Annotated in this window: 12 protein-coding genes; 7 read left to right on the top strand and 5 right to left on the bottom strand. The window is 66.8% G+C overall.

What is annotated here, in order from left to right:
* Positions 1 to 148: 148 nt before the first annotated feature.
* Entirely contained in the window at positions 149 to 367 is a 219-nt protein-coding gene (locus tag OHA77_RS30580) for an EF-hand domain-containing protein (protein ID WP_326824717.1), read from the bottom strand.
* 142 nt (positions 368 to 509) lie between these two features.
* Between OHA77_RS30580 and OHA77_RS30575 the strand changes: the two genes are divergently transcribed.
* The 7 genes from OHA77_RS30575 to OHA77_RS30545 all read left to right on the top strand — a co-directional run bounded on the left by OHA77_RS30575 (position 510) and on the right by OHA77_RS30545 (position 7,126).
* On the top strand, positions 510 to 995 hold the full coding sequence (locus OHA77_RS30575; protein ID WP_406312841.1) for a GNAT family N-acetyltransferase: 486 nt from the start codon (positions 510 to 512) through the stop codon (positions 993 to 995).
* Between the two features lie 106 nt (positions 996 to 1,101).
* A complete protein-coding gene (locus OHA77_RS30570) occupies positions 1,102 to 1,536 on the top strand; it encodes a Scr1 family TA system antitoxin-like transcriptional regulator (RefSeq protein WP_406312839.1) in 435 nt (144 codons plus the stop codon).
* Between the two features lie 205 nt (positions 1,537 to 1,741).
* Entirely contained in the window at positions 1,742 to 2,971 is a 1,230-nt protein-coding gene (locus tag OHA77_RS30565) for an AAA family ATPase (protein WP_406312838.1), read from the top strand.
* Positions 2,968 to 3,639, top strand: coding sequence for a hypothetical protein (locus OHA77_RS30560; RefSeq protein ID WP_406312837.1), 672 nt, complete (start codon positions 2,968 to 2,970; stop codon positions 3,637 to 3,639). Before OHA77_RS30565 ends, OHA77_RS30560 begins: the two co-directional genes overlap by 4 nt.
* Before the next feature lie 427 nt (positions 3,640 to 4,066).
* Positions 4,067 to 5,161: a lytic polysaccharide monooxygenase gene (locus tag OHA77_RS30555; RefSeq protein ID WP_406312836.1), complete on the top strand. Its 1,095-nt coding sequence runs from the start codon at positions 4,067 to 4,069 to the stop codon at positions 5,159 to 5,161.
* 58 nt (positions 5,162 to 5,219) lie between these two features.
* Positions 5,220 to 5,726 (top strand): cellulose binding domain-containing protein, encoded by a 507-nt coding sequence (locus OHA77_RS30550; RefSeq protein WP_406312835.1) that lies wholly within the window; start codon positions 5,220 to 5,222, stop codon positions 5,724 to 5,726.
* A 248-nt stretch (positions 5,727 to 5,974) separates the two neighbouring features.
* Entirely contained in the window at positions 5,975 to 7,126 is a 1,152-nt protein-coding gene (locus tag OHA77_RS30545; RefSeq protein WP_406312834.1) for a hypothetical protein, read from the top strand.
* Positions 7,127 to 7,300: 174 nt separating this feature from the next.
* On the opposite strand, the gene OHA77_RS30540 is transcribed toward OHA77_RS30545, so the two are convergent.
* The 4 genes from OHA77_RS30540 to OHA77_RS30525 all read right to left on the bottom strand — a co-directional run bounded on the left by OHA77_RS30540 (position 7,301) and on the right by OHA77_RS30525 (position 11,688).
* Positions 7,301 to 7,582: a type B 50S ribosomal protein L31 gene (locus OHA77_RS30540; RefSeq protein ID WP_406312833.1), complete on the bottom strand. Its 282-nt coding sequence runs from the start codon at positions 7,580 to 7,582 to the stop codon at positions 7,301 to 7,303.
* A gap of 2 nt (positions 7,583 to 7,584) precedes the next feature.
* Positions 7,585 to 7,749 (bottom strand): 50S ribosomal protein L33, encoded by a 165-nt coding sequence (rpmG, locus tag OHA77_RS30535; protein ID WP_326824724.1) that lies wholly within the window; start codon positions 7,747 to 7,749, stop codon positions 7,585 to 7,587.
* A gap of 131 nt (positions 7,750 to 7,880) precedes the next feature.
* The gene (locus OHA77_RS30530; RefSeq protein WP_406319897.1) at positions 7,881 to 8,885 is read right to left on the bottom strand and encodes an NADPH:quinone reductase; all 1,005 of its coding nucleotides are present in this window, start codon (positions 8,883 to 8,885) and stop codon (positions 7,881 to 7,883) included.
* A gap of 235 nt (positions 8,886 to 9,120) precedes the next feature.
* Positions 9,121 to 11,688, bottom strand: coding sequence for a glycosyl hydrolase family 18 protein (locus OHA77_RS30525; RefSeq protein WP_406312832.1), 2,568 nt, complete (start codon positions 11,686 to 11,688; stop codon positions 9,121 to 9,123).
* Positions 11,689 to 11,785: the final 97 nt, after the last annotated feature.

Genomic DNA, 11,785 nt, shown 5'->3' with positions numbered 1-11,785 from the left:
CGGCGGAACGGCTCTCCCACCGGTGAGAGCCGCGCGGAGTGGTCGCCGAGCGGCCGTCCGGCCGCGTCCTCGCCCGTCCCCCTCCGCTGTCCCCGCCTGGCCCCGCGTCCCACTCCCGCCCCGGCCTCGCCGAGGCGAACCGCCGGGCTCAGTTCTGCGGCACGATCCGGACGAACTCCTCGAAGGAGAGACGTCCGTCACCGTCCGCGTCGACATCCCGGCTCAGTGCCCCGATCGCCTCGGCTGTCAGGTCGGGGAAGCGGTCGGTGAACTCCTGCTCGGTGATGAAGCCGTCGCCGTCGGTGTCGATGACGGCGAAAACCTGCCTCAGCTCGGTCAGCCGCTCACCGGTGGGCTCTGTGGACATGGGAACCGCCTTCCTCAATGATCTGTGTTCGCTCGTCGGACAACCTACGGGAGCCCACTCCCACGCGGCCAACCGGTGTTTTCGGTGGTGGTCGGGGCCCATCCGTGCCGGACCGCATACCCCGAAACCATAAACTTTCACTATGATCCGCCCCGCAACGCCGGATGACGTCCCGGCCATCATCCACATGATCCGCGAGCTCGCCGAGTACGAGAAGGCACTGGACCAGGTCGAGACCACCGAGGAGCAGCTCCGCGAGGCGCTCTTCGGTCCCGCTCCCGCCGTGTTCTGCCACATCGCCACCGACGGGGACGGCGGGGTGGCGGGGTTCGCGCTCTGGTTCGTCACCTACTCCACCTGGCTGGGCAGGCACGGGATCCATCTCGAAGATCTCTTCGTCCACCCCGGCCATCGGGGAGCGGGACACGGGAAGCAGCTCCTGATCGAGCTTGCCCGCGTCTGCGTCGAGCGTGGTTACGGCCGGTTCGAATGGTCGGTCCTCGACTGGAACACCCCGTCCATCGAGTTCTACCGGGCTCTCGGTGCGGAGCCGCTCGACGAATGGGACATGTACCGGCTCACCGGATCGGCACTGGAGAAGCTCGCCGCAACCGAGAGCCCGCGATAGGACCGGTGGCGGGTAGCTCAACCACCGGGCGGTGGCCAGGCGGCTGTCGGGGCCGGCGTCCGTGCAGACTCGGGGCTGTTTCCGGCCGACCGGAGACGCAGAGACGATGCGAGACCAGCCCCAGCGCTTGATCCTCCTCTCGGAAACGAACCAGGTCATGCCTTTTGCGGCTGCCGTCCATCCCACGATGGACGGCGGATTCACAATCCTGAGTTTTCCCAAGTCGCCCGATCCAGACACCGCGTACGTTGAATATTGGCAGGGAAGCGGCTATTTGGAAGACCCGTCGGAAGCAGACGCATATGTCCTGCTTTCAAGTATCTGCGCGCGAGTTCTCGGGCCGGCTCTGACGCCGCCGGACGAGCCAGTGGTTCAGTGGCGTCCACGTCCACGCACGACCACCGGTTGCCGCACCTTCGGGGGACCGCTCGTTGGCGAAGGCCTCCATCTGCTTGATCACGAGGTCCACGACCGAGAAGAACGCCGACCATTCACCACTGCCTGGGACCACAGCCGCCCGGCGGAGTCGGGTCAGAGTTGATGTCACCGTATGACGCCATGCGGCCAATGCGTGTCCGTTCGATAGGGCAGCCGACTCTTCAAGATCGATGTCGAGGCCATGCCGTACGAGTAGGACGCGCAGACGCCCGCCGTACAGGGGCATGGTGGTGTAAGTAAGTCTCTGTAGATCCTGTTGAGTAGCCGCGACCGTCTCACGGCGATCATGAGTGGTGGGGATGTGGACCGTGGAGAAACGGCTCATCGAGCTTGAGGTGGAGAATTTTCGGAGCTTGCGGAGCATCAAGCTCCCTCTGGGGCCGGTAAACGTGCTCATCGGCCCGAACGGCGCCGGCAAGACAAACGTGCTGAAAGTCTTCCGGTTCCTCGCCGACATGATCCGCACCGATCTGATTCCGGCGATGGATGAGCACGGCGGCTTCGACGAGATCCTGTTCCGAGGGGGTGGGAGCATCCCTGACCACTTCCGGATCAAGCTGAAGGCGGCGTGGACTCCACATGCCACCTTTGAGGATCCTGATGAGTATGAACTGGCCGTTACTCTGAACGACCCCGCGCCTCAGGGACAGCTCACCAGATTTGAGCGATTCAAATTCCCGGGGCCTCAGGGCGGTAACGAGATCCTCGTCAGCAGCGACGCAGTCGAGGTGCGAGCCGTCTCAGTGCGTCACACTCCGTCCGTCCTTGATGTCGTTCGACCCGACGCGCACATGCGCACCACGGGGATCAGCAGCCTCAGCAGTGGCCTGTCGACCTTGCCGCGGCTTTCGGAAGAAGCCGGAGCTCGGGAGGTCCGTGCCCTGTCCTCGCGGCTCGGCGAGTTCCGAGTCTTCGATGTGAACGTCGACGCCGCACGGCGACCGTCCAGGCTTCTCCGGAAGGGTGGTGATCCTCTCGAAGACGACGCAGCCAACCTCGCCGCCTTCCTGCTCATGCTCCGAAAGGATGACAGCGACGCCTGGAGTCGCCTTGAGGAAGATGCCGTCACAGTGCTTCCCCAGCTTGAGTCCATCGACTTCGAGTATCCGTCGGGCGCGGCACGAGAGGTCGTCGTCGTTCTCCACGAACGCGGGCTCCGCCGACCTACCCAACTCGCTGACGCCTCTTACGGCACGATCCGGCTTCTTGGTCTCCTGGCACTGCTCTACGATCCGAGGCCCCCTGCGCTGACCTGCGTGGAGGAGATCGACCACGGCCTCCATCCGCAAGCACTCGAACTACTCGTGGAGAGGCTCCGCGAGGCAAGCGAGCGGACCCAGTTTCTCATCGCCACCCACTCTCCGGCCTTCGCCGACCGCCTGAAGCCTGAAGAGCTGGTGATCTGCCAGCGGCAGGACGACGGATCCTCCGCGATCCCGGCACTCTCCGCCCAGCGCATCATCGAGATCGTGCAGGCGAGCGAGGGAGAACCGCTGGGCGAGCTGTGGTTCGCCGGAGCGCTGGGGGGCGATCTGTGAGGCGGAAGGGCGGCACACGGATAGCGGCGACCAAGTGGCCGATCGTGGTGCTCGCCGGAGAGGACAGCAACGACCGCAAGTGCCTGCGCATTCTCCTGGAGGCGTACTGCCCTGACATGCATGGCCGCCTCGTGGAGATCAACGGCACGCTGCGACTCTGCGACGCGACGGGCGCCGAACTTGAACGGCGGGTCGAAAGGCTCCGAAGGCTCGTGAACGCGCGAGCCGCGAGAGACAACGCCGAGGTCGCGTGCGTGTTCATTCACGAAGACCTCGATAGGACAGACGGGACTGATTACCATCCCATCCGAGAGCGTGTGGAAAAGGCACTCGGGAAGGCGTTCGGCTCCGCTCATCACGTTCTGGCCGTTTGGGAGACAGAGGCGTGGCTCCTGCTGTTTCCCGATGCTCTGGCGGCGCTGGTAGCGGGATGGAAGCTTCCACAGAAATACTGGGGAAAGGATACCGGCAGGCTCACCGATCCCAAGCGGATTCTGATGGAAGAAATCAGCAGGTCGGGCCGGAAGTATCGGGAGTCCGACGCGCCTGATGTCCTGGAGAAGGCCATCGCCCTCGGTAAGCTCGGCAATCCTCTGGGCTCGAATCGTTCCTGGAGTCAGCTACGGGATGACGTCGAACGTTGCTGCTCAGAGCACATCTCAGTCTGAAGGCCCTGCGCCGACGGAGCGACAGATCACTTGTTCGCCTGGGGCATGGGAAGGCCGTGCACGGACCTCTGCTCTGATCGACGATCTTCATGGAGAAAACGACGGCCCGCCAGGGCGCTGGGCCATACCTCCGCCTCGCCCCCTGGATCCGCCCTGTCATGAGCGCTCCTCCCCGAGGTGACGGCATCGCACCGAGATCCTTTTCTCCGTCAGGGGCATCTGCCGGTCAGGACCCGGCGGGACTCCTGAATGTTTCATGCGCCGTATCCCTTTGGCGCCTTTCTGACCTGCACGGACGCCTGGTGGCCCAGCATCGGAAAAGCGTGCCGTTTACACCTCGTTAACAGCGACCTAGAGTTCGTCTCGCGTGAGCGCCTCACCGCCATTGATCAGTAATTCCTCATCCTCCGAAAGGGAGGGTAGTTCTGTGAGTAAATGGCGAAGTATCGCTGTCGCCGCCGCGATCGCGCTCATGTCCACCCTGCTCGCCGTCGTCCTTGTGCCCGGCCCGGCCTCGGCGCACGGCGCCATGATGGTGCCGGGCAGTCGCACCTACTTCTGCTGGCAGGACGGCCTGTCGTCGACGGGGCAGATCATCCCCATCAACCCCGCCTGCCAGGCGGCGGTGGCCCAGAGCGGGCCCAACTCGCTCTACAACTGGTTCAGCGTCCTGCGGTCCGACGGTGCCGGGCGGACCTCGGGGTTCATCCCCGACGGTCAGGCGTGCAGTGGCGGCAACACCGGCTACAGCGGGTTCGACCTGCCGAACGCCGACTGGCCGGTGACCCACCTGACCGCCGGATCTCAGATCCAGTTCAAGTACAACAAGTGGGCCGCCCACCCCGGCTGGTTCTACCTCTACATCACCAAGGACGGCTGGAACCCCAACCGGGCGCTCACCTGGGGCGACCTTGAGTCGCAGCCCTTCCACACCGCCGACCACCCGGACAGCGTCGGCTCCCCCGGCACCAACGACGCCCACTACTACTGGAACGCCACGTTGCCCTCGGGCAAGTCCGGCCGCCACCTCGTCTACTCGGTCTGGAAGCGCTCCGACTCCAACGAGACGTTCTACAACTGCTCCGACGTCGTCTTCGACGGCGGCAACGGAGAGGTGACCGGCGTCGGCCGGCCGGGGCCGACCCCGACACCCACCCCCACCGTGACCCCGACGGCGACCCCGACACCCACGGTGACCCCGACCTCGACGCCGACTCCGGGCGGGAGCGGTTGCTCCGCCACCTATCGGACCGTCGGCTCCTGGCAGGGCGGTTACCAGGGCGAGGTGACCGTGGCCAACCAAGGTGCGTCCAGCCTCAACGGCTGGACGGTGAAGTGGACGCTCGGTAGCGGCAGCACCATCACCAGCCTGTGGAACGGCACGTACACCACGTCAGGATCCGCGGTAACCGCCAAGAACGCCGACTGGAACCGCACCATAGCGGGTGGCGGCTCGACCACCTTCGGATTCACCGGCGGGGGGACCAGCGGTTCTCCCACTCTCACCTGCACCAGCCCCTAGCAAGAGCGGGGCCCGGCCGGTCGGCCGGGCCCCCGGCCTCTCACGGAAGGGATCTCCCGTGGCGTCCGGAAAGAGGGTCGCGTCAGTGCTGGGGCTCCTGTCGATGGGAGCCGCGGTGGCCCTGGTCGCGGCGGCCTGCCTCGGCGGGACATCCGCACCCCGGCACGCCGCCGCGCACCCGGCGGTCCCCACCTCCGTGCGACCAGTGGTCCCCACCTCCGCGCACCCGGGGGTTCCCACCTCCGTGCGACCGACGGTCCCCGCCTCCGGGTGCACCGCGACGGTCACCCTCGTCGAGTCGTGGCCGGGCGGCTACCGGGGCGCCGCGACCATCAGCAACGTCACCGACCGGCCGATGAACGACTGGTACATCCAGTGGATCCTGCCGCCAGAGGTGCGGCTCACCCAGGCCTGGAACGGAACCCTCATGCAGAGCGGCCCCGTCGCGATGATCCACGCACCTGTCGAAAAATCTTCACTTCCCGCGGGCTCCACGGTCTCCGACATCGGCTTCGTGGGCGCCGCCGCATCCCCGCCGGCCTTCACCCAGATCACCTGTGGCTGAGAAGAACCTGTCGACTTTCCGGCTACGCGGTCGCCCATGAACGGAAACGGTCATCGACCGTGGACCACGAGCCGTACTCGGCAGGCGGGTCCCGCCACGGACGCCGACGCGGAAATGCCACCTCGCGGCGTTGAACCGCCGCCGCAGATCCGGGATCGGCCCCCGCTCGCCCAGCGGGTGACTCCCAGCTCACAGCGCGAGCCCGCGTTTCTGCGCAGGACACCGACTGATCATGAAATGATCAACTTGTGGCCGACCATCTGAACGCAAGCGTGCATGGGATCAAGCGTGTCGCAGCCGATCTTGATCCGATTCTCGAGCAACTCAGACTACTCAAGGAAAAGGTGCCCGAGACCGGGCTCTCGTGGCATGCGCTGGGCGTGGTCGGCGTACCCGCCGCTTTGCGTTACGGCTCCGTCGTGGACGGGTTCGGCGGCAAGGTGGGCGACCGCATCACGCAACTGGAGAAGCTGGCAAGCGATCTTGTGACCACGGCGGACGGCTATGTGAAAACCGAGAACGCCAACCTCCGGATACTTCTCAACCAGTTTAGAACTGCGTTAAATGACTCCCGAGTCAATGCCCACGGGCAGGAGGGATGGAACGAGCCGGGGATCTCCGACGACATGCTCTCACCGCATCACCTCCTGGATATCCGAAGCTTAGGGCTCTTCGGCGGAATGGCGCTCGGGACCAGTGGCGGAATGCTTTCCTATCCCATGATCAACGACCGCGCCAACGCCCTGCATTTCGCAAGAGAGCGCGCTCAGCGAGCGCGAAGCTTCGGCTTCGTCAACGACAAGGCTGAGGGGGAACTCTCCAAAGCGGCGAAGCTAAGCGCCCGCTCCAACGCCGTCTTCTCGGGCGCCAGTAAGCTCACCGTCTCCGCGCTGCTGGGTTTGGCGCTCTCGCTCGCCACCGCCATCCCTGACGACTACGTCCTCGACACGGCGATCGACCGGTGGACCGAGATCGCCGACGAACTCGATGACATCTTCGGCGCCAACGGCCTGAGCCAACGGGAGGCGCTCGCCCAGGCGTGGGAGAGCGAAGCGCTATCACCCGCAGACAAGAAACTGCGTGACTTCTTTACCGTTGGGTACCATCTGGCCGATGAGGCGGTGGCACAGGCCAACGCGCTACAGGATCTCGTAAAGGCGCAGAACCGCCTCCACGACATCGCATTGGTCGTGTCCTACACGGAGTTCATCATCATGCTCGGATTGTCCGTCGTCAGCTTCTTCAATCCTGCGGGGAAAATCGCGCTGGCCGTGGAAGGTACCAAGCTGACCAACTTCATGATCTTTATTCACGCGGCGATCGCGGCGGCCGGCGCGGCGTATCTCGCCACCATCGTCAAGGGAAACCCCGGCGACGCACCACCCGCCGTCGAGGTTTGACGAGTCCGGCGCGTTCGCAGCCGATGGTGTGGACCGCCGCGTGTCCCCTGCCCGCACTGATGATCTACTTGTCGATGGGTGGTGATGAGGAAGACCACCGGCAGGGCGAGCGAGAGAGCGCCTCAGAAAGGCTGGAGGTGAGGCCGGCGTCCACAGCGCCCGGGATGACGAGCATCACGCCGTTGTCGGTGACCTCCTGGAACGGCTGACCCCGGAGGAACCGTAGCGCTGCTTGAAGCGCTCCACCCGGCCGGCGGTGTCGAGCACCCTGCCGCGGCCGGTGTAGAAGGGGTGACTCGCGGACGAGACGTCGACGTCGACCACCGGGTAGACGTTGCCGTCCTCCCACTCGACGGTCCGGTCACCGGTCACCGTCGAACGGGTGAGGAAGGAGAAGTCCGCACTCGGATCGCGGAAGACGACCGGGCGGTAACCGGGGTGGATTGCCTGCTTCATGGTTATCGGTCCTCTCGGAACGGGACGTGCTCGCGGATGATCGGGTCGTACTTGGTGAGCGTGAGCCGGTCAGGGTCGTTCCGCCGGTTCTTGCGGGTCACGTAGGTGTAGCCGGTGCCCGCGGTCGACCTCAGCTTGATCACGGGGCGTAGCTCGTTCCTGGCCATCTCTGGCTCCTCACTGGTTGGCGGACCACCTGATGGGGTCGATAACCGTTTCCACCCCTGCGGCATTCCCGCCCGGAGGACCCGGGTTCGCTCTTCCGGTGCCTTCCCCGTACCCGTGGCCTCCCTCTCCTTCAAGGTCGCAGGATGAGGCGTCCCCGTACCCCGCCCGACTCGATCCGCCGATGGGCGTCCGCGGTGGCCGACAGCGGCAGCTCCTGCGCGATCCGTGTGGTGAGGGTGCCGGCCCGGAGCATCCGATTGATCAGCTCGGCGGCCTCGGCGAGGTCGTCGGCACGGGCCCTGCTGATCACGAAGCCGAGCATGCTCATGTCCCGGACGTAGAACGCGCGGACCGGCAACTCGGTCGTGTCGTCGGTCGCCGCCGACAGCAGGACTTTCCCCCCGGTGGCGACGACCCGTACCGCCAGATCCAGGTCATGCCGTCCGGAGGTGTTCCAGAACACGTCGACACCGCGCGGCGCCAGCCCGGCGAGCCGGTCCGCGAGACCGGCGTCCCGGTAGTCGACGGCGTGTTCGGCCCCGGCGGCGAGGCAGTCTCGGTGATCGGCGGTCCGGGCACCGGCGAGGACCCGGGCACCCGCGGCCACGGCCAGCTGGACCGCGGCCCGGCCGACGTTTCCGGCGGCCCCCGCGACGTACACGGTCTGGCCGGGGCGCAGCCGGGCGTGTACGAACCAGCCGAGGTAGGCGGTGGCGGCCGGGTGCGCGATCGCCACCGCGGTGACCGGGTCCGCCTCCGGCGGCAGCGGGTAGAGACGGTCGGCGGGCACGACGGCGAACCCCGCGAACGATCCCTGCCGGCCGTCGTGGCCGAGACTGTTGCACCAGACCCGGTCACCAGGCCGGAAGGGTGACTCCGGCGAGCTGGCGAGGCGTACGGTGCCGGCCAGATCCCGGCCGACCACGAACGGGAAAGGGGTCGGGGTCGGATAGCGTCCCGACCGGACCAGCGTGTCCACCGGGTTGACCGTGAGGACTTCGACCTCGACCAGCACCTCGCCGGGGCCCGGAACAGGGACCGGAAGCTCGCCGAATGTGATCAGCTCCGGTCCGCCCAGCGCGGTGACGTAGGCCGCCGGCATGACCTCGGGAAGTTGCGACGGGACACTCTTCATCACGACCACCAGTGTGGCAAGCGCCCGGACGCGCCGGGAAACCGACGCGCCACCCGATGAAGGCCCGGCCGTACGGCATCGCCTTCCGGCCGGAACGGCTCGACGTCCTCCACCCCCGCGCCCGGTGCGGCCGATGAACACGGGTTCGATTCCCGCACCCGCCATCGGCTCTCATAGCCCGTAGCCGGGCGCGGCCGGGTCCCTGTGCCGTGCGGCGGGACCCGGCCGCCAGGGTTTACCTCAGGCCGGCGTCCACGGCGCCGGTCAGGGTGCCGGGGTCACCGGACATCTCCCAGATCATCACCCCGAGCAGGCCCTTGCTCCGCAGCCACGCGGTCTTCTTGCCGATCGACCAGGTGTCGTCGAAGGTCCACCACTGGCCACCGTTGCCGGTGAAGCAGAAGGTCGCCACCGACTGCTCGTCGTGCTTGACGGTGCATCCCGGGACCCCGGCCACCAGGTTGGCGTAGCCGCGGGTGCCCGCCTCGTCCGGGAACTGCCCCGGCGCCGCGCCGGTGGCCGGCTGCCACTCGCCGGACCTGCCGCCGTCGGCGACACCCTGCCATCCCCGCCCGTAGTAGGCGAGGCCAATGGTGATCTTGCGCGGGTTCACACCGGCCTGCAGGTAGGCGTCTACCGCGTTCTCGACGCTGAAGTGGAAGGAGTAGGGGTCGTCGGTGTCGGTGTACAGGTTGCCCTGGTGACCGGCCCGGTTCGGCTCCCACGAGTTGTCGCTGCCGGCGCCGTGGAAGTCGTAGCCCTGCACGTTGAAGATGTCCAGGGACTTGGCGACCTCCGGCAGGTCCCAGCCGGCGGCGATCTTCGCCGGGTCGGCCGGGGTGAACGCGGTGAGCTGGTAGCGCTTACCGGTCTCCTGGGTCAGGGCGTCGAGCTGCCTGCGGAACTCGGCGATCAGCAGCGTGTTGTTCGCCTTGTCGCCTGCGCCGATGTGGTTGCCCGGGTGGCCTTCGGAACCCGGCCACTCCCAGTCCAGGTCGATGCCGTCGAAGATCCCGGCTGCGCTGCCCGGACCGCCCGCGGCGTTGTAGACCGGCAGGTTTCCCTTGATGTAGGTGTCGATGCAGGAGCTCACGAACTTCTTCCGGGCGGCGTCGGTGGCCGCCACGTCGGAGAAGTACTTCGAGTAGGTCCAGCCGCCGAGCGAGATCAGCACCTTCAGGTTCGGATACTTCGCCTTGAGCTTGCGGAGCTGGTTGTAGTTGCCGCGCAGCTTCTCCCAGCCGGTGTCGGCGACGCCGTCCACCGACTGTCCCGCGCTCATCGGCCTGCCGTAGTCGGCGTCCGCGTCGCCCGCGCCGTCGCCCTGGTTCGGATCCTGGGGGTTGGCCGTGGTTCCCTTGGTGACGCCGTGCAGGCAGGTCAGATTCACCGGGTCGATGTTGCCGAAGGCGTAGTTGAGGTGGGTCAGCTTCGCCGCGACGCCGGTCGTGTCGAGGTTGCGCACGAAGTACTGCCTGCCGTAGATGCCCCACTGCACGAAGTAGCCGACCCTGGCGTAGCCGCTGCCGACGATGTCGTCGGTGCTCACCTTCAGCGCGCCGCTCGCGGCCGAGAGGTTGTCGTACAGGTCGCGGGCCTTGACGGTGAAGGTGTACTCGGTGGACGGCGACAGCCCGTTCACCGTGGCCGAGGTGTCGGTGACCGTCGCCGCCAGGGTCGTGCCGGCGTAGACCTCGTATCCGGCGATGCCCTTGTTGTCGGTCGAGGCACCCCACGCGAGGGAGACGCTCGATGAGCTCTTGCCGGTGCTGCGCAGGCCGGTGGGGGCGGTGGGCGGCTGGGTGTCGTCACCGGCGTTGTTGGTCGTCACCTTCAACGCCGCACCGACCGGGGAGAGGGTCCCCTTCCGGTCCCTGGTCCTGACGGTGAAGGTGTATTCGGTGTTCGAGGTCAGGCCGGTGAGGGTCGCGGCCGTCCCGGTGACCGTCGCGGCGAGGGTGGCGCCGTTGTAGACCTGGTAGCCGGTGATCGGGAGGCTTCCCGGGGTCGCGGCGTCCCATGCCAGCGAGACGGTCCTGGTGGTCTTGACCGGTGAGCGCAGGTTCCCCGGCGCGGCGGGTGGCGTGTCGGCCGAACCGTCGCACCGTACGTCGTTGATCCGGCAGTTCGCCGGTTCGGCGGACGCGCTGCTGAGCGTGAACGAGGGGCTGTACGGCTCGGTGGACCCGTGTGCCGCCACCGTCGTGTTGTAGTGGGCCGGGCTCAGCGTGACCTGGCGCCCGCTCTGGCTGAGTGAGGCGTTCTGGGCTCCGCTCGCGGTGACCCCGGTGGGCAGGTCGAAGGTGATCGACCAGCCGTTGAGGGCCGTGTCGGTGTTGTTGGCGACGACGAACGTTCCCTGCGTCCCGCTGCCCGAGTAGGTGGCGGTGACGGGCGCGTCCGGCGGCGGCGGATCGCCGCTGCCGTCGCAGTTGGCGCCGTTGATCGTGCAGTTCGTCGGCTGGGCCGCCGCACTGAGGGTGAACCTGGGACTGTACGGCTCGGTGGTGCCGTTCGCCCGCACGGTGTTGATGTAGAAGGCGGGAGTCAGCTTGACCCGGGTTCCGCTCTGCGAGGTGGTGGCGTTCTGGGCCCCGCTGACAGTGATCCCGGGGGGCAGATCGAAGGTGATCGACCACCCGGTGACCGGAGCGGTGCCGGGATTGCTCACCACGAACGTGCCTTGGTTGCCGGTCAGGGTGAAGGCGGCCGTCAGGCGGGCGGCGGCGTTGGCGGGAGCGCTGATGGCGGCGAGGGCGGTCGCCAGGACGAGAACCAACAGCACAGCGGCGGTTCGGCGCATGCGGGGACTCTTTCTTAAAGGAAAGTTTCCTAACAATTACGCGGATCGTAAACCTGGCATCTCCCACCGGCAAGGCCCAAAACGACAGGGGCCAACG

Origin of the sequence: Streptosporangium sp. NBC_01639 (assembly GCF_045209755.1) — a bacterium.
Taxonomy (GTDB): Bacteria; Actinomycetota; Actinomycetes; order Streptosporangiales; family Streptosporangiaceae; genus Streptosporangium.
The sequence above is the reverse complement of the archived record's forward strand: the minus strand, read 5'-3'. Positions and strand labels throughout refer to the sequence as shown.